Source organism: Polynucleobacter parvulilacunae (assembly GCF_018881715.1).
GTDB lineage: Bacteria > Pseudomonadota > Gammaproteobacteria > Burkholderiales > Burkholderiaceae > Polynucleobacter > Polynucleobacter parvulilacunae.
Map to the genome: position 1 here is coordinate 162,049 of NZ_JACVPW010000013.1, position 22,234 is coordinate 184,282.

Annotated in this window: 20 protein-coding genes; 6 read left to right on the plus strand and 14 right to left on the minus strand. The window is 44.9% G+C overall.

Translation table 11 applies throughout. The annotated features are described in order from the left end of the window. Positions 1–3: 3 nt before the first annotated feature. Complete coding sequence (locus ICN18_RS09280; protein ID WP_216190472.1) at positions 4–1,152, plus strand: alkane 1-monooxygenase; 1,149 nt, start codon at positions 4–6, stop codon at positions 1,150–1,152. Continuing rightward, positions 1,149–2,750 (plus strand): GMC family oxidoreductase, encoded by a 1,602-nt coding sequence (locus ICN18_RS09285; RefSeq protein WP_216190217.1) that lies wholly within the window; start codon positions 1,149–1,151, stop codon positions 2,748–2,750. Before ICN18_RS09280 ends, ICN18_RS09285 begins: the two co-directional genes overlap by 4 nt. On the opposite strand, the gene ICN18_RS09290 is transcribed toward ICN18_RS09285, so the two are convergent. Genes ICN18_RS09290 through ICN18_RS09320 form a run of 7 tightly spaced genes read right to left on the minus strand, consistent with a single transcriptional unit; the run spans position 2,747 to position 11,150 of the window. After that, positions 2,747–3,511 carry an enoyl-CoA hydratase gene (locus ICN18_RS09290; protein ID WP_216190218.1) on the minus strand — a complete coding sequence of 255 codons (765 nt, stop codon included), beginning with the start codon at positions 3,509–3,511 and terminating at the stop codon, positions 2,747–2,749. The genes ICN18_RS09285 and ICN18_RS09290 overlap by 4 nt on opposite strands. A gap of 17 nt (positions 3,512–3,528) precedes the next feature. Next, a complete protein-coding gene (locus ICN18_RS09295; protein WP_216190219.1) occupies positions 3,529–4,497 on the minus strand; it encodes an NAD(P)H-dependent flavin oxidoreductase in 969 nt (322 codons plus the stop codon). Positions 4,498–4,521: 24 nt separating this feature from the next. Further along, positions 4,522–4,977, minus strand: coding sequence for a DUF2147 domain-containing protein (locus ICN18_RS09300; RefSeq protein WP_216190220.1), 456 nt, complete (start codon positions 4,975–4,977; stop codon positions 4,522–4,524). A 41-nt stretch (positions 4,978–5,018) separates the two neighbouring features. Continuing rightward, entirely contained in the window at positions 5,019–6,215 is a 1,197-nt protein-coding gene (locus ICN18_RS09305) for an acetyl-CoA C-acyltransferase (RefSeq protein WP_216190221.1), read from the minus strand. Between the two features lie 17 nt (positions 6,216–6,232). Next, positions 6,233–8,674 carry a 3-hydroxyacyl-CoA dehydrogenase/enoyl-CoA hydratase family protein gene (locus tag ICN18_RS09310; protein WP_216190222.1) on the minus strand — a complete coding sequence of 814 codons (2,442 nt, stop codon included), beginning with the start codon at positions 8,672–8,674 and terminating at the stop codon, positions 6,233–6,235. A 10-nt stretch (positions 8,675–8,684) separates the two neighbouring features. Next, positions 8,685–10,472, minus strand: a complete 1,788-nt coding sequence (locus ICN18_RS09315) for an acyl-CoA dehydrogenase C-terminal domain-containing protein (protein ID WP_216190223.1) — start codon at positions 10,470–10,472, stop codon at positions 8,685–8,687. Positions 10,473–10,517: 45 nt separating this feature from the next. Beyond that, entirely contained in the window at positions 10,518–11,150 is a 633-nt protein-coding gene (locus ICN18_RS09320) for a TetR/AcrR family transcriptional regulator (RefSeq protein WP_439650825.1), read from the minus strand. A gap of 244 nt (positions 11,151–11,394) precedes the next feature. Between ICN18_RS09320 and ICN18_RS09325 the strand changes: the two genes are divergently transcribed. From ICN18_RS09325 to ICN18_RS09335, 3 genes are all read left to right on the plus strand, one after another. After that, positions 11,395–12,177 (plus strand): outer membrane protein, encoded by a 783-nt coding sequence (locus ICN18_RS09325; protein ID WP_216190225.1) that lies wholly within the window; start codon positions 11,395–11,397, stop codon positions 12,175–12,177. A gap of 141 nt (positions 12,178–12,318) precedes the next feature. After that, a complete protein-coding gene (locus ICN18_RS09330; RefSeq protein ID WP_216190226.1) occupies positions 12,319–13,995 on the plus strand; it encodes a long-chain-fatty-acid--CoA ligase in 1,677 nt (558 codons plus the stop codon). 89 nt (positions 13,996–14,084) lie between these two features. Then, positions 14,085–14,828, plus strand: a complete 744-nt coding sequence (locus ICN18_RS09335) for a lysophospholipid acyltransferase family protein (protein ID WP_369411886.1) — start codon at positions 14,085–14,087, stop codon at positions 14,826–14,828. A gap of 18 nt (positions 14,829–14,846) precedes the next feature. On the opposite strand, the gene ICN18_RS09340 is transcribed toward ICN18_RS09335, so the two are convergent. The 4 genes from ICN18_RS09340 to ICN18_RS09355 all read right to left on the minus strand — a co-directional run bounded on the left by ICN18_RS09340 (position 14,847) and on the right by ICN18_RS09355 (position 18,551). Further along, on the minus strand, positions 14,847–15,272 hold the full coding sequence (locus ICN18_RS09340) for a DUF4442 domain-containing protein (protein WP_216190227.1): 426 nt from the start codon (positions 15,270–15,272) through the stop codon (positions 14,847–14,849). Positions 15,273–15,310: 38 nt separating this feature from the next. Next, positions 15,311–17,053 (minus strand): IlvD/Edd family dehydratase, encoded by a 1,743-nt coding sequence (locus ICN18_RS09345; RefSeq protein ID WP_216190228.1) that lies wholly within the window; start codon positions 17,051–17,053, stop codon positions 15,311–15,313. Positions 17,054–17,129: 76 nt separating this feature from the next. Beyond that, positions 17,130–18,005 carry a transporter gene (locus ICN18_RS09350; RefSeq protein WP_216190229.1) on the minus strand — a complete coding sequence of 292 codons (876 nt, stop codon included), beginning with the start codon at positions 18,003–18,005 and terminating at the stop codon, positions 17,130–17,132. A gap of 18 nt (positions 18,006–18,023) precedes the next feature. Continuing rightward, positions 18,024–18,551 carry a hypothetical protein gene (locus ICN18_RS09355; RefSeq protein ID WP_216190230.1) on the minus strand — a complete coding sequence of 176 codons (528 nt, stop codon included), beginning with the start codon at positions 18,549–18,551 and terminating at the stop codon, positions 18,024–18,026. Between the two features lie 84 nt (positions 18,552–18,635). Between ICN18_RS09355 and ICN18_RS09360 the strand changes: the two genes are divergently transcribed. After that, positions 18,636–19,799, plus strand: coding sequence for an outer membrane beta-barrel protein (locus tag ICN18_RS09360; RefSeq protein ID WP_216190231.1), 1,164 nt, complete (start codon positions 18,636–18,638; stop codon positions 19,797–19,799). Positions 19,800–19,823: 24 nt separating this feature from the next. Here the strand turns inward: ICN18_RS09360 and ICN18_RS09365 are convergent, their stop codons facing one another. Genes ICN18_RS09365 through ICN18_RS09375 form a run of 3 tightly spaced genes read right to left on the minus strand, consistent with a single transcriptional unit; the run spans position 19,824 to position 22,210 of the window. Next, the gene (locus tag ICN18_RS09365; RefSeq protein ID WP_216190232.1) at positions 19,824–20,132 is read right to left on the minus strand and encodes a hypothetical protein; all 309 of its coding nucleotides are present in this window, start codon (positions 20,130–20,132) and stop codon (positions 19,824–19,826) included. Positions 20,133–20,142: 10 nt separating this feature from the next. After that, a complete protein-coding gene (locus ICN18_RS09370; protein WP_216190233.1) occupies positions 20,143–21,441 on the minus strand; it encodes a hypothetical protein in 1,299 nt (432 codons plus the stop codon). 43 nt (positions 21,442–21,484) lie between these two features. Continuing rightward, positions 21,485–22,210 carry a carbonic anhydrase family protein gene (locus tag ICN18_RS09375; RefSeq protein ID WP_216190234.1) on the minus strand — a complete coding sequence of 242 codons (726 nt, stop codon included), beginning with the start codon at positions 22,208–22,210 and terminating at the stop codon, positions 21,485–21,487. Between the last annotated feature and the right edge of the window lie 24 nt (positions 22,211–22,234).

Genomic DNA, 22,234 nt, shown 5'->3' on the forward strand with positions numbered 1-22,234 from the left:
CGTATTGCAACTGCACCTGCTAGTGAGTCTTGGAGCGATAAGCGCTGGCTTTGGCTGTTGAGCCCAAGCATCCCATTTGCATTTACTCTTTCCATTTTGGCGTTCGCATTCACCGGGCAATGGCTCTGCTTACTCTTCGCGCCATTCATTATTCATGTGGCCATTCCGATTCTTGATCTGACCTTTGGTGAAGACTTTAGTAATCCACCGGAATCCGCTGTCGAGAACTTAAACAAAGATTTCTTCTATCGCATTTTGGTTTGGCTCTATGTGCCGTTTCAGTTAATCGGCACAGTCTATGGGGCATGGTTAGCAGCAACACAATCTTTAGACTGGTATGCCTATATTGCACTAGTGCTTACCGTTGGGTCTACCAATGGTATTGGTATTGGGACCGCTCATGAGTTAGGGCACAAACAAGAATCCCTGGATCGCTGGCTTTCAAAGATTGCACTGGCTCCCAGCATGTATGGCCATTTTTTTGTCGAACATAATCGCGGCCATCACAAACGCGTTGCTACCCCAGAAGATCCTGCTAGCGCACGTATGGGCGAAGGTTTCTGGGCTTTTCTGCCTCGTACCGTAATGGGTAGCCTTATTTCCGCTTGGGATCTCGAACGTCAACGTCTAAAACGAAAAGGTAAGGGTGTTTGGAGTATCCAGAATGAAAATCTCCAAGCATGGACGCTCAGCATTCTTTTGTATGGTGCCCTAATCCTTTGGCTTGGATGGTCCGCCCTCATTTTTCTTGTCCTCCAAGGTGTTTACGCGGCCTCGATGTTAGAGGTGGTGAACTATGTGGAGCATTACGGTCTGCTGCGTCAAAAAGAGGATAGTGAGTATGTGCGCTGTGCTCCCGAGCATTCTTGGAATAGTAATCACATAGTAGGTAATATTCTCCTATATCACCTTCAACGCCATTCAGATCACCATGCTCATCCAACCAGACGTTATCAGGCGCTACGTCATTTTGGAGAAGCTCCTCAATTACCCGGTGGATACGCATCTATGATTACTATCGCTTACCTTCCGCCACTCTGGTTTGCCTTAATGGATAAGCGGGTAGTGCGGCATTACGCTGGTGATATGAGCAAGATAAATATGCAACCCTCGGCAAGCTCAAGGCTTATAAAGCGGTGGAGAATTCAATGATGCAGTCTCAGGCCTTTGATTACATTGTTATAGGTGGTGGGTCTGCTGGCAGCGTAATGGCTGGACGACTGAGTGAAGATGCTGACACTAGCGTCGCATTGCTAGAGGCTGGAGGTAAGGGCGATAGTTGGGTAGTAAAAACTCCTGCTGCTGCTGTTGCGATGTTGCCTACATCAATCAATAACTACGCTTTTCAAACAGTGCCTCAGAAGGGCTTGAATGGCCGACGTGGCTATCAACCGAGAGGCAAATGCCTGGGTGGTTCTTCGGCGATTAATGCCATGATTTACACCAGAGGCCACCGATCCGATTACGACCGCTGGGCTGCGTTAGGTAACGCGGGATGGTCCTATGATGATCTACTGCCATACTTTAAGAAAAGTGAAGGCAACACCACTTTTAAGAATCAATTTCACGGAAATGATGGCCCCTTATCCGTATCGAACCTTCAGTCACGCAATCCTTTCCAGCAGCTGTATCTGAATGCGGCTAAAGAGGCGGGCTTTCCGATTACTGAAGACTTTAATGGTGCCGAACAAGAGGGTTTAGGAATTTACCAAGTCACCCATAAAAATGGTGAACGCTGGAGTGCGGCGCGTGGCTATTTACATCCGCATATGGGTAATCGATCAAACTTGAATATACAAACTGGCGTTCAAGTTGAGCGTATTTTGTTTGAAGGAAAACGTGCAGTAGGTGTGAGCTATACCCAAGGAGGTAAACAGCACATCATTCGCGCCAATAAAGAAGTTATTCTGTGTGCAGGCGCTTTCCATTCACCACAACTGCTCATGGTTTCAGGAATTGGTCCCAAAGATCAATTGAGTCAATTTGGAATACCGCTAGTTCATGAACTCCCTGGAGTAGGGCAAAACTTACAAGACCATCCTGACTTTATTTTTGGATATTCGGCGGATAGTCTTGATTTAATCGGGATTTCTTTAGGCGGTACGGTTAAGTTAACTGGTGAAATCATGAAGTACATCCGTTCGCGTGAAGGGATGATAGCTACCAATTTTGCAGAGGCAGGCGGCTTCCTTAAAACAGATCCTAACCTTGAGGCGCCCGACGTCCAGTTGCATTTTGTAGTTAGTCTAGTTGAGGATCATGCCCGTAAGCTGCATATGGCGCATGGCTATTCCTGCCACGTGTGCGTATTAAGGCCAAAGAGCCGTGGGCAGATAACGCTAGCTAGTAACAGTATGAAAGATGCGCCCTTAATTGATCCTGCATTCTTGGCTGAAGAAGAGGATTTGCAAACTCTAGTTAACGGTTATAAGCTGACCAAACGACTAATGGATGCACCTACATTCACGAAGATCCGTAAGAAAGATGTCTTCACTCCAAATGTAAAAACGGATGATGATATTCGAAAGATTATTCGGGAGAGGGCAGATACCGTCTACCACCCAGTGGGAACTTGCAAAATGGGGAATGATCCCATGGCTGTGGTGGATTCCAAGCTGAAAGTTCATGGCATTGAAGGACTCAGGGTTGTCGATGGATCGATCATGCCAACCCTTATTGGCGGTAATACCAATGCTCCTATCATTGCTATCGCTGAAAAAGCAGTAGATCTGATCCGAGCAGATCGCTAATCTAAACCTTCAAAATTAGGCACACGCTTTTCTAAGAAAGAGCTTAGAGCTTCTTTGGCGGCTGGGCCATGGAGCCTATCAATGAAGAGCTTACCTTCAATATCAATTTGATTGAGTACTGCAGTCTTTAGGGCACCATCTTTTAATAAAGACTTAGTACGTAAAACAGACCCCAAGGAGAGGGCGGTTAGTTTCTTGGCCTGCTGTTCTGCATAAGGCAGGGCAGATAGCTCTGTAATCACTTTGTTTACAAATCCAATTTGCTGAGCATCGTCAGCACTGATGGGCTCACCGAAAAGTAAAATCTCTGACGCTCTTTGATGGCCAACGAGGCGTGGAAGTAATAAAGAGATAGCTCCCTCTGGAACCAGGCCCAAGGAGACAAATGGAAAGATAAAGCGCGCATCCTTTTGTGCATAAACCAAGTCACAATGAAATAGTAATGTTGCCCCTATGCCTACTGCAACCCCATCAACCGCCGCGATTAACGGCTTAGTTAATCCTGCCAGCGCTTTCAATAGGTTGATGGGAGGGGCATCTTCATGGGTAATAGGGGATTTCATGAAATCGGCAATATCATTTCCGGCAGAAAAGGCATTACCAGCGCCAGAAATTAATATCACCTTCACTTGGGGGTTTTGATCCCCATCTGAAAGTATCTGAGTGAGCTCCCGATACATTGCATTGGTAAATGCATTCTTCTTCTCAGGGCGGTTAAGTACTACCTTAAGAATGCCGTCCGCTAGATGATGATTAATCATAAGATCTATACAGTACCTTAGAGCAGATTTGCTTTGGTTTGATCATATTCGGCCTTCAAGCGAGCAACAAATTGCGCCGTAGGTGTAATCGCCTTCACAGCACCAATGCCTTGACCACAACCCCAGATATCTTTCCAGGCTTTCTGAGCTGCACCACCAAAGTTCATCTTGCTTGGATCGCTCTCGGGCAGATTATCGGGATCCAATCCAGCATTGCGGATGGATGGCGCCAAATAATTTCCGGATACACCGGTAAAAAGATTGCTCAAGACAATATCATCAGAATTGCAATCAACCACCGCTTGCTTGTAAGCATCGCTTGCGCGTGCTTCTTCAGTGGCAATGAACGCAGAGCCAATATAGGCATAGTCTGCACCCATAGCTTGAGCGGCTAAAACAGCGCCACCAGTAGCTATGGAGCCACTCAATACCAAAGGCCCCTTAAACCATTCTCGAATTTCCTGAATCAATGCAAAGGGACTTTTAATACCAGCATGCCCACCAGCGCCAGCTGCAACCGCAATCAAGCCATCAGCACCTTTTTCAATTGCTTTTTTGGCAAAGGTATTATTAATGATGTCATGCAATACGATGCCGCCATAACTATGTGCGGCTGTATTAATTTCTTCACGAGCACCTAGAGAGGTGATGATGATGGGCACTTTGTATTTAACGCACAGCGCCATATCATGCTCAAGACGATCATTGCTCTTATGCACAATTTGATTAATGGCAAATGGTGCTGCTGGCTTATCGGGATGCTCTTGGTTATATGCCTCTAATGCGGTAGTAATTTCAATCAACCATTCTTCTAGTTGCTCGGCTGGTCTAGCATTGAGTGCTGGCATGGAACCAATCACACCTGATTTGCACTGGGCAATCACCAATTTTGGATTGCTAATAATAAAAAGAGGGGCAGCGATGACAGGTAAGTTACCACCCGCCAAATGTTTACGTAGAACTTCTGGAAGGGGTTGATTGCTCATATATATTTTCAGTAGTGACGTAGATTACTGCTCGGCTTTGTACCAAACTTGGGTACGACCTAATAGCGGGACGCCAATATAGCCACGGACATCCATTTTCTTGCCATCTTCAGTGGTAACTTTGACGCGATAGATTTCACCTTCTTCAGGGTCTAAGATTCTGCCATCAGTCCAAACGCCCGGTTTATCACGCTTTAGATCGGTCATGATTTTCATGCCAAGGATAGGCTTATCCTTGCGATCATCTTTACATAGCGTGCAATATACCAAAGGCTTTTCATTCGACTTAGGGAATGTTTTGATGATGGTGCCTTCCAGTTTGCCGTTCACTTCATCAATCTTAATTAAAGACGAGGGCTCATTGGTTTTGTCATCAATCGTTTTCCAAACCCCAATAGCTGGGTCCGTGGCTTGAGCATATGCATTACTAGCAATTAGACCAAGTACGCAGGCCGATACGAGGAATTGTGTTTTTAGCATTCGATTGTCTCCCAATATTGATTGATGTTGATTGACGCTGATTAGCAACGTTCAAATATTCCAGCAGCACCCATACCAGTACCAACACACATAGTCACCATCGCATGCTTCAGATTGCGTCTCTGTAAAGCATGAATAGCAGTAGCTGCACGGATTGCACCAGTTGCACCTAGAGGATGTCCTAGGGCAATAGCACTACCCAATGGGTTGACCTTGCTTGGATCTAAGCCCAGATCTCGCATAACCGCTAAAGACTGTGCAGCAAAGGCCTCGTTCAATTCGATCCAATCCATATCCTGTAAATTGAGTCCTGCTAGTTTGAGAGCTGCTGGAATCGCCTCTTTAGGACCAATACCCATGATTTCAGGGGGAACACCTTTAACGGCAAAGCTGACAAAGCGTGCCAATGGTGTGAGGCCAAAAGTCTTGATTGCCTTTTCACTCGCCAAGATCAGTGCACCAACACCATCAGAAGTTTGTGAACTATTGCCAGCGGTAACACTACCTCTTGCGGCAAAGGGCGACTTCAATTTAGCCAAGCCTTCGAGTGAGGTATCAACCCTCGGACCTTCATCCTTCAAAAACTCACGCCATTGAACATCTACTTGACCTTTAGCAAGATCCATTGCGCGATGGGCTACTTTGACCGGAAAGATTTCAGAATTAAATTCACCGGCAGTTTGTGCGGCCATGGCTTTCTGGTGAGAGTGAAACGCAAAAGCGTCTTGATCTTCGCGGCTAATCTTCCATTGCTGCGCAACCTTCTCGGCAGTTAAGCCCATGCCATAGGCAATACCAATATTTTCATCGCCCATAAAGATCTCAGGTGACATGGAGGGTGAGTTTCCACCCATAGGTACCATACTCATGGACTCAACACCACCTGCAATCATGACATCCGCTTCGCCAACTCGAATGCGGTCAGCTGCCATGGCAATCGCATTTAAACCGGATGAGCAGAAGCGGTTAACTGTGATGCCACCAACGGTATTGGGTAATCCACCAAGGAGTAATCCTATGCGCGCCACATTCAAACCCTGTTGGGCTTCCGGCATAGCACACCCAATAATGGCATCCTCAATGGCTTTGGGATCCAGGGTAGGGACTTGCGTCAAGATGTGTTGCAGGGCATTACCAAGCAAGTCATCGGGCCGCGTATTTTTTAATGCGCCTCGACCAGACCTGCCAACAGCACTGCGAGTAGCGGCAACGATATATGCGTCTTGAATATTTTTCATAGTGATATCTCAGTCAATTAGTTTCTAACAGGCTTGCCAGTTTGGAGAATGCCCATAATTCGCTCCATGGACTTGGGGTGACCAATGAGCTCTACAAAAGCTTGACGCTCAAGTTTGAGGAGCCAATCTTCTGTGACTAGCGTTCCCGCGTCGACATCACCACCAGTAATAATCTCGATAATTTTTTGTGCAATATGGGCATCGTGCTCAGAGATAAACCCGCCGTCCCGCATATTGACTACTTGACCCATTACTGTGGATGCTACAGATCGACCACCAACCGGTATTAAGGTTTGAATAGGCGGCCTATATCCGGAGTAGCGCATTGCCTTCACTTGATTTTGTGCTTGCGCCAGTAATTCATAGACGTTAGCAACAATAATGTCACCTTTTTGTAAGTAAGCCATCTTCATTGCCTCTTGGGCAGATGAAGAAACCTTGGCCATCGCAGCATTCTCAAAAGCAGCTTTGGTGAAATCCAAATAATTGGTATTGCCGGCAAGTGCAACACCTTGAGCAGCCCGAATAGCTGCTTCTTTAAGACCTCCGCCAGCAGGTAATAGACCAACACCAACTTCTACTAGGCCGATGTAGCTTTCCATTGCGGCAACTCTGCGAGCTGATTGAAGAACGAGTTCACAACCACCTCCTAAAGCGATGCCAGAGACTGCTGCTACAACAGGTACTTGGGAGTATTTGATTTTCATCATCGTGTCTTGAAACTCTTTGACGAATGGCTCAACTCCAGCGGGGCCGCCTTTCATAACCATCGGCATAGCAGCTTCCAAATTAGCACCTGCAGAGAAGGGTCCGCCAGGAGTACCAAGCTTTAAGGATGTTGGCTGCCAGATTACTAATCCCGCGTAGTTTGCTTCTGCGATCTCAACAGCTTTTTGCAGTCCACTTAATACGTCTGGGCTGAAGGTATTCATCTTCGAGCGGAAAGATGCAATTAAGACCTCAGGTTGATTGGCATCGACCCAAGCGCGGAAGTCCGTATTTTCAAAAATGGTAGTGCCGGCTGTCTTTGGATCAGGTGAACCATCCCCTAATAATGGCGCTCTGAATACTTGCTTCTGGTAAACCAGCAAGGAAGAGCGTGGAATGTATTTATTCTCAGATGCAGACCATGAGCCTTCAGGAGTATGGAAAGCTTGTTTATCGGCAACTGGCCCGCTAAAGAGCCAAGCAGGCAATGGTTCTTTGCTGAGTGTTTTGCCAGTATCAATATCTTCTTTTATCCAGTTGGCAACTTGCGTTACGCCTGCCGCCTGCCAGTCTTCAAAGGGTCCTAAATTCCAGCCATAGCCCCAACGCATTGCAAAATCAATTTCACGAGCAGATTGTGCAATCTCGCCCAGGTGAATAGCGCAGTAGTGGAAGATATCGCGATAGATAGACCATAGGAACTGAGCTTGAGGTTCATCGGTGTCACGCAACAACTCAAGACGCTCAGCAATTGGCTTTTTCAGAATGCGCTCAATCAGCGGTTCAATCGTTGCGGTAGAGGGCTTGTACTCACCAGTAGCCGCATCCAGCACGAGAACATTTTTGCCATCTTTGCGATAAAAGCCAGCTTTAGTTTTTTGACCTAGCGCACCTTTGGCAATGAGCTGGCTAACAACCTCTGGAGTTTTAAACAAAGCTGAGAAGGAATCTCCTTGTAAGGAGCTCTCCATTGTCTTAATCACGTGAGCCATGGTATCCAGACCAACAACATCGCTAGTTCTGAATGTTGCTGATTTAGCGCGTCCTAGCTTACTACCAGTAATCGCATCAACTTCATCAAAGCCGAGACCAAACTTTTGCGCTTCTGCAAACACAGCCAGAATAGAGAAGACACCTACGCGGTTACCGATAAAGTTTGGTGTATCTTTAGCTCGCACAACCCCTTTACCCATCGTTGAAGTCATAAAAGTTTCAAGAGCATCTAATACGGCAGGATCCGTATCTGCAGCTGGGATGAGCTCAAGCAAATGCATATATCTAGGGGGATTAAAGAAGTGCACACCGCAGAAGCGCTTCTTCAAATCCCCAGAGAATCCTTTAGCCAGTTCACCAATAGGCAGGCCTGAGGTATTGGTAGCAAAAAGAGCGTGTTCCGGAATATGTGGAGCAACTTTTTCATAAAGAGCGTGCTTCCAATCCAGACGTTCGGCGATTGCTTCAATGATGAGATCGCAACCTGCTAGAAGGCCTAAGTCATCCTCATAATTTGCAGGAGTGATTAGATTGGCCTCTGCAGATAAGCCTAGTGGAGCAGGTTTGAGTTTCTTGAGGTTCTCAATTGCTTTGAGGGCAATCGCATTCTTATTAGAGGGCTTACCTTCTTCAGAATTTGTCGGCAAATCAAACAACACTACAGGCAAGCCTACGTTAATACACTGCGCAGCAATCTGAGCGCCCATGACGCCAGCACCCAAGATGGCTACTTTTTTAATGATCTTGTTCTCACTCATATTCAGTCTCTCAGAAAAAATCAGCAGGCATTGACATTAAGGATTTAGAGCCAGCGCGTGCTTGCCTAATTAGCATGGCTGTCTCAGGAAGGAGTTTGTCAAAGTAGAAGCGGGCAGTTGCCAATTTCGCTTCATAAAAAGGATCTTTGCTAGCTTTATTGGCCAAGGCAATTTTTGCCATCCGAGCAAATAGATAGGAATAAATCAAGTGACCCACAACGCGCAAGTAAGGAACTGCTGCAGCTCCAACTTCCTCATGGTTCATCATGGCTTTCATGCCAATCTCTTTAGTGAGCTTTTCAACCTTAACAGCGATATCAGAGAGAGGATTAATAAATTCCTGCATTTCCTTACGAACACCTTCGTCTTCAATGAACTGTTCGATGATCTTGCCAAATTTAGTAAGTTTCTTGCCCATATCGCCAAGGACCTTACGGCCTAAAAGATCCAGTGATTGAATGGTGTTGGTGCCTTCATAAATCATATTGATACGAGCGTCACGCACGTATTGCTCCATGCCCCATTCAGCAATATAGCCATGTCCACCAAATACTTGCATGCCTTCATTGGTCGCTGTAAATGCGTTATCCGTCAAGAAGGCTTTAATAATTGGTGTGAGTAGGGCAACCATCTCACCAGTTTCTTTGCGAACTTTTTCATCTGGGTGATTGAGTTCTTTATCAATCATCAGGGCTACCCAGTAAGAGAAAGCTCTGCCAGCTTCAGCATAAGCACGCTGAGTCAAAAGCATGCGACGTACATCTGGATGAACGATGATGGGATCGGCCGCTTTCTCTGGAGCTTTGGCGCCAGTCAAGCTGCGCATCTGCAAACGCTCTTTGGCGTAAGCAGCAGAGTTTTGATATGCCACCTCAGTTAAGCCAAGACTTTGCATGCCCACACCCAAACGCGCCGCATTCATCATTACAAACATGGCATTCAGACCCTTGTGCGGTTCACCAACCAAGGTGCCAATAGCCCCATCAAAGTTCATCACGCATGTCGCATTGCCATGAATACCCATCTTGTGTTCGAGTGATCCACAAGAAACCGCATTTGCCCCACCAATGGAGCCATCAGCACCTACCTTAAACTTAGGCACAGCAAATAAGGAGATGCCTTTGCTGCCAACAGGAGAGTCCGGTAAACGTGCCAATACCAGGTGCACAATATTTTCTGCAAGATCATGATCGCCGCTAGAAATAAAGATCTTGGTTCCGTTAATGGAATAGGTGCCATCAGCTTGTGGTTCAGCCTTAGTCTTTAACAAACCAAGATCAGTACCGCAATGTGGCTCAGTTAAGCACATGGTTCCAGTCCACTGACCAGAAACCAATTTTTCTAAGTAGGTCTTTTTCTGTTCGTCTGTACCATGGGCATGCAGACACTCATAAGCGCCATGCGATAAACCTGGATACATCGTCCAAGATTGATTTGCAGAATTTAAGGTTTCATAAAGAACGGTATTCAGTAATTGCGGTAGACCTTGCCCTCCATATGCAGGATCGCAGGACAGGGCAGGCCAGCCGCCAGCAACATACTGCTCATAGGCTTGCTTAAAGCCAGTAGGGGTCGTAACTGACCCATCCTCATGTCGCGTACAACCTTCTTGATCGCCAATTTGATTCAAAGGGAAGGCGATTTCACTCGCAAACTTGCCGGCCTCTTCAATGATTTGATTCATGGTGTCTTTATCAACATCCTGATATGCCGGCAGAGCAGAAAACTCTTTGCCAGCATCCAGCATTTCATGAATCACAAATTGAATATCGCGGAGAGGTGGGTTGTATTGGGGCATTTTCTTTATCTTCTTTGATGGGATTTAAGAGTTGCTTATTAAGAATTATTTAGTTACTTGATTTGCTGCAAAAATTTCTTTGATTAGCTTGTTTGCAATAACTAGGCATTTTGGATTTTCTAGAAAACGAGAATCATGGTGAACGCCTAGTGCAATGCTGTAAAGCCTAAACAGTAGAGTTTGGGCATCCACTGATTTCTTTAGATGACCCTCTGCAATCGCCTCTTTAATTGCCCTAAGAAGGGCGGCGCGCCAAATTTCAACGCTGCGTAGTAGTTCATCACGAACAATGCCCGGACAGTCGTCAAATTCAGCAGCTCCAGAAATAAAGAAGCAGCTAGACGTATCGCCACCACTACTCATCTTGAGCCAAGAGCTAATCATTTGATTGAGCCTGGGCAAGCCCTTTGGCTTAAGGAGGGCGGGGGCAAATACAATTTCCTGAAATTTTTGATGATATGCACGAACGACCTCAACTTGGAGCTCTTCACGGGAGCCAAAATGAGCAAAGACTCCGCTTTTACTCATCTTTATAGATTCAGCTAGATTCCCAATGGTCAAGCCTTCCAAGCCGGATTTGCTAGAAATCTCCAGGGCTGCATCTAAGATTAGCATCTTAGTTGTCGACCCCTTAGTAGGCTCGTCAGACGTCTTCAAATTCGCCCTTACATGGTTCATGGGATTCCTGTAAACCTTGAAATGTTGTAAAAATAATACGATCGTTCGTTTATATTACATCAATACAAAATACTTGAAACTAGTTTCTAGGCCGTTTAAACAAAGAATCTTATCTATAGGGCTAATTAAATTGATGCACTGCAAAATAAATAAAGGGAAAACCCGAGATCCAAATTCAAATAAATGTAATTAACATTCATGAAGTTGTTTTAGCTCTACAAAAAAACCAAATACAGGAAGACATATGAAAACAGTTAAAATTAGCGCCTTGGCTTTAGCAATAATGGGTGTATTCGCAACAAGTGCAAATGCACAGTCTGCAAAAGCAAATGCATGGGAAGGCGCTTATGGGCAAGTATCCGTAGGCTACGGAATGTTTACTCCTAGCGTAGGCACTGGAACTGCAACATCAACATTATCACCAACAGCTCAGGCCTACGGTTATGGGCCTACATCTACAGTCAGTACATCTGCGGCTAGTACAAATAACGTAAATACAGCTACTGCAAATCTTGGCCTTGGTTATAACTTTGCTGTTAATAGTCAGTATGTAGTAGGTGTTGGCATTTCTTACTATCCTGGAGCTAGTTCTGGCGCCACTGGTGTGTTAGCAACAGGCGCTACTTCAGTTACAAGCTCTAAGGGTGCGCCCGCTATACCAGTTGCTGCAAATAACAATGCTGGTACTTTGTCATATAACATTAAGAATCTCTATAGCATCACTATTAACCCTGGTTATGTGATTGATAAAGACCGTTTAGCATATGCAAAAGTTGGCTACACCGGCGCTACTATCGGACTTTCTGGCGCTGGTATTCCTTACAACTCAGTAAATCTAACTGGATATACCTTGGGCTTAGGATACAAGCAGATGGTTACTGAATCCTTGTATATGCTTGGCGAGGTTAATTACGCCTCCTACGGTAATAAAACTGCTACAGCAACATCTGATAGCGGTACTGCCCTAAACCAGCCTGTAAAAGGAACCGGCCTCGATTTCTTGGTTGGTATTGGTTACCGCTTCTAATTGCAGCAAATGGTTTAGCCAAAGCCCTCTCATCGCAGAGGGCTTTTTCTTTGGATTTAATTTTTGTTGTGTTTAGAATGAGTCATACAGATTTAACAATCTGACTATAAGTAAAACAATATCGAGACTGGAAATGGCTTCATGGTTAATCCTTCAAAACCTTGGTTAAAACACTATCCTGAGGGCGTCCCTCATGAAGTGGATATCTCTGGCTATAACTCTTTGCTCGATATGTTTGAGGAGGCGTTTGAGCGTTATCCTAATCGTGACGCATGTGAGTACATGGATAAGTTTTTAACTTATAGAGATCTCGATCAGCATTCGAAACACTTTGCCTCATACTTGCAAAGCTTAGGTTTAGAACCTGGCTCTCGTGTTGCCATCATGTTACCTAACGTATTGCAATTTCAGATTGCGATGTTAGGCATTCTGCGTGCAGGCTTTGTGGTGGTAAACGTAAATCCACTGTATACCGCACGTGAACTAGAGCATCAACTCAAAGATAGCGGTGCCTCAGCTTTAATCATCTTAGAAAACTTTGCCCATGTTTATCAGCACATCTCTGCTGATGTGCCATTGAAAAAAACGATCGTTACTTCGCTTGGCGAAATGATTGGCGTTAAAGGCGCAGTGGTTAACTTTGTTGTACGAAAAGTTAAGAAACTAGTTCCAGCCTGGAATCTACCAGAACATATTACTTTCTTGGCCGCATTGCATGAGGGTAGTCGTCATCGTTGGAACAAGCCCGAAACTTCTTTGAATGACATTGCCTTCTTGCAGTACACGGGTGGCACTACCGGTTTATCTAAAGGCGCCATTCTGTCGCATAAAAATATTTTGTCTAATGTTATTCAGACTGAGTTGTGGCTTGAGCCAGGATTAAAGCGTAAAAAAGTCGATCAATTGGTTTTCTTGTGCGCACTCCCGATGTATCACATCTTTGCTTTAACAGCCTGTTCAGTCTTGGGTATGCGCAAAGGTGGCTTGTTGGTGTTGGTGCCTAATCCACGTGATTTCGATGGTTTCATCAAGCTATTAAAGAAGCATCCAAATATCAATATTTTCCCAGGCGTTAACACCTTATTTAATGCGCTGATGCATAAACCAGAATTTGCATCTGTGAAGTTCCCTAATATCCTAGCAACCATCGGTGGTGGCATGGCAATGCAAAAGGTAGTGGCTGATCATTGGCAGGAAATGACTGGCGCACCAATCGCTGAGGGCTATGGCCTTTCAGAAACCTCACCAGTTGCCTGCGTCAACTCTGCTTTGATCGACAGCTTTACTGGCTATATTGGTATGCCGGTACCAAGCACCGAAGTTGTGATCTTGGGGGATGATGGAATTGAAGTGCCATTTGGAACTCCCGGTGAGATTTGTATTCGTGGTCCGCAGGTCATGGCTGGTTATTGGAATAAGCCAGAAGAGACTAAGAATGTCATGACATCAGATGGATTCTTTAAGTCTGGCGATATCGGCATCATGAATTCTGACGGCCTTACTAAGATTGTTGATCGCAAAAAAGACATGGTCTTGGTTTCTGGATTTAATGTTTATCCAAACGAGGTTGAAGAGGTTCTGTCTCTCATTCCTGGTGTTTTGGAATGTGCTGTCATCGGTGTACCCGATGAAGATTCTGGTGAGGCTGTCAAAGCCTTTATTGTGAAGCAGGATCAATCCTTAACAGAGGAGGCTATCTTAGCGTTCTGCAAAGAAAATCTGACGAACTATAAGCGTCCAAAACATATTGTTTTCCGTACTGATTTGCCAAAGACTAACGTTGGAAAAATCCTCAGGCGTGAGTTAAGGGGTTTATGAAGCCAAAGGGGGCATCAGCCCCTTGGTCACCACTCTAAGGCTACTCATTTAAAATAGATTTTTAGCTTCTTATTAGTAAAAATACTATCGTGATACTTTGGCTTAAATCCTTGCTGTTCTACGTATTTGGTTTCACTTCTGTCACCATTTATGCTTCCGTAATTATTCTGGTAATCCCTTTTACCGTCACCCATACTCGCTACAACATCGGCGTAGCCTGGTGTCGTCTAATTCAGAGGGTCTTATTTCTGCTTTGCGGTATTCAATCGCAAATTAAGGGGTTGGAGAATATACCCAAGGACTCGACTAAACAATTAATTGTCTTAGGTAAGCATCAATCAGCTTGGGAAACCTTTGTTTATCCTGCGATATTTCCAAAGGAGCTCTGCTTTGTATTTAAAAGAGAGCTGCTATACGTTCCCTTTTTTGGTTGGGCATTAGCCTCATTAAAAATGATTCATATCAATCGTGGCGATAGAGAAAAATCGAGAGAAGCGGTATCTGCCCAAGGCAAGAAGGTCTTAAAAGAGGGCAGATGGATTGCTATATTCCCGGAGGGTACTCGTACACCGCGCGGTTCATTCAAACCTTACCGTAAGGGTGGTGTGCGACTTTCTATCAGCACACAAACCGACATTCTTCCGATTGCGCAAAATTCAGGCGCCATTTGGCCAAGGAAATCATTTCTGAAGCACCCCGGTTTAATCACACTTTCAATCGGGCCGGTTATATCCGTTCAAGGCAAAACAGAAGAGCAGTTACAACTAGAAGTAGAGGCTTGGATTGAGGGTGAGATGCGCAGATTGGATGCGCCTGCCTATGTTAATGAATAAAACAACTAACAGTATTCTTTAGTTGTTCTTTATCTTCTTGCGGATATACAAAGTCTTTGTAATACGTGCAACCACGTCTTCATCTTTATCCTTCACGTCTGCAACAAAGTCCTTGAGGACCTTATCGCCAGACGCTGCAGCGCTGATGATGTCATCAATTTGTTTTTGAGTAAGCTCAAATGAGGCATGCACAGTGCCTTTACCGGGCTTGAGAAATTCTATCTTGGCGGCTTGATCCCAAACAATATAGCCCTTACCAATATTCTGAGACACCATCATCATAAAGAATGGATCAGTCATTGCAAAGAGGCTGCCGCCAAAGTGAACCCCAACAATATTGCGGTTCAGTAAGCCATGCTTGAGTCGAACCTTGGCATGACGAAAGTCTTTAGAAATCTTCTCAACAGTAATACCAGCCCCCCAAAATGGGGGCCAAATATTCATCCCTTTGCGAAGAAGATTAGCGTTAATCACTAGAAAACTTATTTAGCAGAAGGGGTCTTGCCAACCATCTTGGCCGCTCTCAAGAAATCAAAGTCCACGCCTTGATCTGCCTGGGTGACGGTATCTAAGAATAGCTTCTTGTAACCACGCTCTGCAGTCGGTGAAGTGATTGGATTATCCTTCATGCGTTTTGCTAACTCTTCATCAGAAATCAAGAGGCTAATTTCACGATTCTTAACGCTCAAACGAATGCGATCACCATTTCGTACTTGGGCTAATGGACCGCCAATGGCTGACTCAGGAGTGACATGCAAGACTATCGTGCCAAAGGCAGTGCCACTCATACGTCCATCAGAAATGCGAACAATATCTTTCACACCAGCGCGCGCTAATTTCATTGGAATTGGGATATAGCCGGCTTCTGGCATGCCAGGAGCACCTTTAGGCCCAATGTTCTTCAATACCAAAATATCTTCGGCTGTAACGTCCAGCTCAGGACTGTCAATGCGATTGGCTAAATCTGCGGCATCTTCAAAGACTACAGCTCGACCTTCATGCTCCATGAGTTTTTCATTAGCGGCAGATTGCTTGATGATGGCGCCACCAGGAGCAAGATTGCCATGCAATACAGCAATGCTGCCACGTGGATAAATCGGTTTATCAAAAGGGCGCACCACATCTTGCTGAAAGCTCGGTGGAGCGGCGTCAATCTCTTCACCCAAAGTCCTGCCGGAAACCGTCATCGCATCTAGTTTTAAGAGTGGTTTGAGTTCGCGCAAGAGCGTTGCCATACCGCCGGCATCATGGAAGTTTTCCATGTAATGGTCGCCAGATGGTTTCAAATCCACCAGAACAGGGGTTTCATCACCCATCTTATCGAGCGCATCTAAATCTATCTCAAGACCCATGCGACCTGCAATAGCAGCTAAGTGAACAATGCCATTAGTTGATCCGCCAATGGCCAATAAAACACGCATCGCATTTTCAAATGCATCGGCAGTTAGGATCTTATCTATTGTCAATCCTTCTTTAGCCATCTTCACCGCGCAAGTACCAGTTTCTTCAGCAACGCGGATACGATCTGCAGTCACTGCAGGAGGAGTTGCACCACCTGGCACGGTCATGCCAAGTGCTTCGGAGATGCAAGCCATAGTACTGGCAGTACCCATTACAGAGCAGGTACCAACACTGGCTACAAGTTGATCATTGACTTCGTCTTTTTCGGCTTCATCAATTTCGCCAGCGCGGAATTTACCCCAGTAACGACGGCAGTCAGTACAAGCGCCCACACGTTCACTGCGATGTGAGCCGGTCAGCATTGAACCGGTAATGAGTTGAATGGCGGGTAGACCTGCAGAAGCAGCGCCCATCATTTGCGCTGGAACTGTCTTATCGCAACCGCCAATCATGACAACGGCATCCATTGGCTGAGCGCGTAACATTTCTTCGGTGTCCATGGACATCAAGTTACGCAAGTACATGCTAGTGGGCGCAGCAAAACTTTCATGAATGGAGATCGTTGGAAATTCCATTGGCAAGCCACCGGCCAACATGACGCCACGCTTTACTGCCTCTAATAATTGCGGCATATTGCCATGGCAGGGGTTATAAGCGCTGCCGGTATTAATAATGCCGATGACAGGCCGATCTAGTGCGCTATTGGTGTAGCCAGCACCTTTAATAAACGCTTTGCGTAAAAATAAAGAGAAGCCCTTGTCTCCATAGCTGGTTAAGCCTTTACGTAAACCGCTCTCTGCAGGATCTTTTGGTTTATTGCTCATGAATATGTCTCAAATTTCTTTTAAGTGTTCTTATGGCTTTATTGTAGCGACGGTATAGCGAATCTACAGAATCTACCTACAGGCCGCCACCCCAGCGGTACTGCCATGAGACCCCTAGTGCTGTGTAGTCCGTATTGGTATTGGAGTAAACACCTTTGCTACCGGTTAGGCGAATCGAATTGTGTTTATTGACGGGGTAGGAAAAGGTGCTTCCAAAGCGCCAATTTTCTTGCGAGCCAGCAATGGAGCTTCCGTTGACAAATTTTTGACCACCCGTGAAGTAGGTGGCGTCAGCAGAAATATAAGCGGTATTCTCAAAGTAATAAATCACATGGGCTTCTGAGGAGTACATAGGATTTTGGGAGAGCGTATTACTTCCCAGAAAGCTGGTATTGCTTGTATAGATAGTTGCCATGCCTGCTAATTCCAAACGCCATGGCCCGATAGCTTGGGATGCTCCGATAGCTGGTTGAATCAGCGAACGATTGGCGCCTACGTTAAGCATCTGTTCGCTGTTGTAATTACCCCATGGGATGGATGCAGCAAGACTGCTGCCAATAATGAGATCTTGTTTGTAGTTTTTAAATTCGTCTAGCGATAGTGCTGGTGCGCCATAAAGATTGGCGGAGATCTTTACAACGGGATCGGATAAGCCTTCCGCAGATGCATTGATATTCTGAGGTCCAATAAAGCCTGTTCCAGAGAGTTGAGCATAGGGGAGTAAGAGGCTAATCCGGCCCGACTGGCCAAAGACATCAATGATGCGGGTTAGGCTTACCGCTTCAGTAGTGAGCGTGTAAGAGCCACTTTTGGCTTGAGCAATCCCGCCGCTAACAAAATTAATCCCAATGGGCGCATTGGAATAAGCACGCGCTTCAATTTCTTGGGCTTGAGCCTGCTGACAAATGAATCCCAATAAGGATCCAAGTAAGCATAGCCAAAAAATTCTCATGCAATGCAAATAGGGTAATTACTTTTTTGAGCCGAATAAGATGGCAAGCGTTTCTTTATTGCCTAAGATGATATTGACGCCCGTATAGATTAAGTAAGGCCAGACAATTAACCAGTAGACAATGGACATTGCTAAGACTCGTAATGGATCGGAATCTCCAAATGCTGCCATAGAGGTAATAAATTCTTTTCCATGAAAATATCCTTCAAGGCCAGCCTCAAGATAGTTCAGGGCCACCACAACAGCGATGTAGATAATGGATTCAAAGATCAGCGAATTGACAATGCCATGATCCTTATCAACTTTGATAGGGTATGCCGCTTGGGCAATCAACATAAATTTAGCTGATATAGCTGCTTTCAATAGGGCAAAACCAAAGATCGCCAATGGAATCGGGCGCTCTTCAAGAGCGGTTGCTGCCATAAAGGCAATCGCGCAGAACCAAATGCCGAAGTAAAGCGTTAAAGCAAATGCTTTTTTGACCTCCTCCTTGAGTTTTTGTTTGAGGTTATGAGGGGTTTTGTTCATATTTGCTGAAGTGTTCATAGCGTCATTTTAATGGAATCTATTGTTGCTTATTATTGGTTTAATATCCCAATTTGAGGCCTCTCATTGAATATACTTCTTAAAATGTATAGGTCGAAAGCTTCTTGTTTGTTCTGCGGAGTTCTTCTGGGGATCTTATTTTGCCGAAATGCGCTCTCTCAGGACTCGCCAACCCCTCTGAATGATGGTCTTGGATTAAACCCAGCGCCTCTCAGTGTGGCGGTACCTCACTTTGGACAAATTGATTTTCATGCACTGGCAACCGGTATTGGAATGGCGCAAACCAACCCAGCTTTGGGCGACTTTAATTCCTTGTTTGATATATCAAATGCCCAGGTGATTGTCCAAAAAGGAAGCGGCCTGCTGCAGTTTTATGTGCAGGCTGGCTACTATTCAACCCCATCCCTTGGTACGACTTACCAGCGCGCTAGTCAGCAAACAAAAGATAGTTTTGGTTTGGCACCCCTGGCATCAGTCTCGATCGCACCGAATGATTCCTGGGTTTTTAGTGCGGGGAAAATTAATTCATTTGGGGGCTATGAAAATACCTTTACATATCAAAATATCAATATTGATAGAGGATTACTGTGGAATCAAACAAGTAACATAAGTAAAGGTTTTCAGGCCAGCTATAAGAGTGGCAATCTTGCTACAGCCATTACTTTGAATGATGGCTTTTATTCAAATCAGTTGAGCTGGATGGGGGCCTCTGCAAGTTACCAATTAAACCAAAATCATAATATCGGTCTAATTTGGGCTGGTTCAATAAAGGCGAGCTCAACCAATAGTTTTATTACGCCGGTGGCGCAAAATAATTCTCAAATAGTAAATGCTATTTATACCTACGCCTCTAGTCGCTGGTCTTTCACGCCTTATCTGCAATATACCTATGTGCCCATCAACCCATCTATCGGCATTCTTTCTGGCGCACAAACTTCAGGTGCTGCGGTTTTGGCGAATTATCGACTGACTGGTAACAAAGGAAATGGAATTACATTACCGACGCGCTTCGAATATATTAGTTCGGCTGGTAAGGGTAATGCGAGCTCACCAAACCTTTTGTATGGTGTTGGAAGTGCTGCTTGGTCTGCGACTATCACCCCTACATATCAATATGAACGCTTATTTATTCGAGGTGAGCTATCGTATGTTCAAGCAATCAATTCAGGCCTTGGCCAAGCTTTTGGCCAGTCGGGCAATGCAAAAAATCAAGCAAGAGTAATGGTGGAGGCTGGAATGCTGTACTAGTTACTGCATTTGCTTGGCTTTAAATTACTTATTTGGAAGCTTGCAGGAGTCTAGTAGTGCCGCCGAAAATGCTGAAGTAATGTTTCTGCGAAGATATTGTGGGTGATCATTAATCCATGCCACAAAGTAGTTATTGGATTTCTCTACGCTCCAACCAGGCTGGCATTGACTGGCAATACTCTGATTGGCATTCAAATATCTGCCAAGATATATTTCTTGCTGTTCGGTTGTAACCATCAGGTAGCCCGAAGCTGTATCTACATCCATCATAGGCTGCGCTTGCAATGTAGATGAAAGAAAGAAAAGTGTAACTAGTAAATAAGTCCTGTACATAACGCCTCTTTTAGAATGCAAACGGTAAGTCGTATTTCAGATTAACCCCAATCGTTTGTGAATTGGAGTTAATGTATTTATTTTCTTTTCGGTAGCCGATGGCTGCTTTAATGCCATTGCTAAATACATAGCCCAAAGCAATTTGCGCTTGATTATTTCTATCATTAAAGTAGTTATTAGATGGGATGATCTTATAGCCATTACTTACTCGAGACCAATTTGTGTCCCAAAGACTGGCAGAAAGACCTAAATTCCACTGTTTATAGCCGAACAAGAAGGATCCTGTGTAATAGCTTTTGTCGTAACCACTAATTCCTTCGGAATTTAGGGTGCGATTGTATTCAAAAAGCGGGGTGAGTTTGATTGATGACCCTAAATCAATTTTGTCCCACATTGCAGCGGCTACGTAACGCTGTTCATTGGCTAAATATTGACTAGATACCGGCTGGTTTGTATCGGTGTTGTAGAGGCTTTGGGTTGTTAGTTTGACGGCCGCCACTTGATAGCGAAATTTGGGCAAGTCTTTAATTTTTAGGCCATCTAAGGCTACGGCATAGTTATTAAATTTACCAGTGTTAGCAGGCCCACCAACGCTAAGGGGAGTGGGATCTTTTGAGGAGCCAAAGCTATCAGATAGGGCGCTTGTATCAACCATGAATGCAGATCCTGAAAGAGCATGGTTACCATAACGCCCGAAGTCCATTTTGTAGGAGCCGCCCAAGATCATCATGCCATCGACACCATACTCTTTGCGAATTAAGGTGCTCCCCCATAAGCCAGCGGAATACATTTTGGCCAAAGAATAGTTGATGCTTGCATGACCAGCTACTAAGGAGTAGTTATCGGCGTCGTAGCGTAAAGCAAGCTCTGCGATGAACGCGGAGCCTGAATCAATGAAATAGTTTTCAGTGGTATTGCTGCCGCTAGAGCTTGAATAACGAAAATTTCCTGATAGGTAAAAGTCTTCAGTGAAATAGGCGTTTCCCATAACATAGGCTCTGCCATAGCTATTCATGGGTTGGTTATTTAGGTTTTTCCCATCGTAGGTGTCTTCCGTAAATAAAGATACGCCCATTCGCCCCTGAATGATAGGGCGACTTAAGAGTTCATCCTTAATAATTTCTTCTTTAATGCTGGGTTTTGGGGTTCCGGCAGGCCCACCTTCTGCAGTCAGAGGGGTAGTGCTTGTAGTGCTGACTGAAACGCTAGCTTCTGGAGCAGGTTGAGCGTAAGAAACTCCAATAAGCAAAAATGAGGCGAGAAAAAAAGAAGGCCTTAATAGTGGGCCACAGAGTTTTTGGTGAGGCATTTAATAAATATGTCTGAAAAATCGCTTTCTTATGCAGTAAGGCTTATCTCCAAATCACCTTTCCTGTTGAGGTATCGTATATTGCGCCGACTATCTTTAACTTCCCATGACTTTCAAGGTTTGAAAGTATGGCGCTGTTAGCTCGAATATTGGCAATAGAATCATCTACATTGATCTCAGTGACTTCGTTGACAAATGTATAATTTTTGCCATTGTGTTCACCGGGTGCTTTCGACATCTGTACTGCCGGTTTAATTTTTTCAAGTAACCCCGTAAGATTGCCCATTTCCACTCCATCACACGCACCTTTTATTGCACCGCAATTGGTATGACCCAAAACTACAATGAGCGGGGCGCCTGCAACTTTTGCTCCATATTCAAGGCTTCCGAGTATGTCTTTATTAATTACGTTGCCAGCCACTCGGTTTGAAAAAATATCACCCGTGCTTTGATCGAAAATGATCTCGGGGCCACTGCGTGAATCCATACAGGCCACAATATTGGCCAATGGGTACTGGCCTAAGGCTGTTTGGGTAACTAATTTTTTAACATCACGCTGCAATGTTTTTCCTGATTGGTAGCGTACATTTCCAGCTTTTAGTATTTGAATAGCCTGTTCTGGGGATATTCCAGCCTGCACAGACCTGGTCATCGTGATGCCAGGTTGATAAGGGGTTATCTTGATCGGCGCATTAGATTCTTCCGCGGCAAAAGAAATACTAGATAAGCAAATACATAAGCCTGAAAGAATCACGGGTAAATACTTCATATAGGCATTCCTGATGGTGATGAT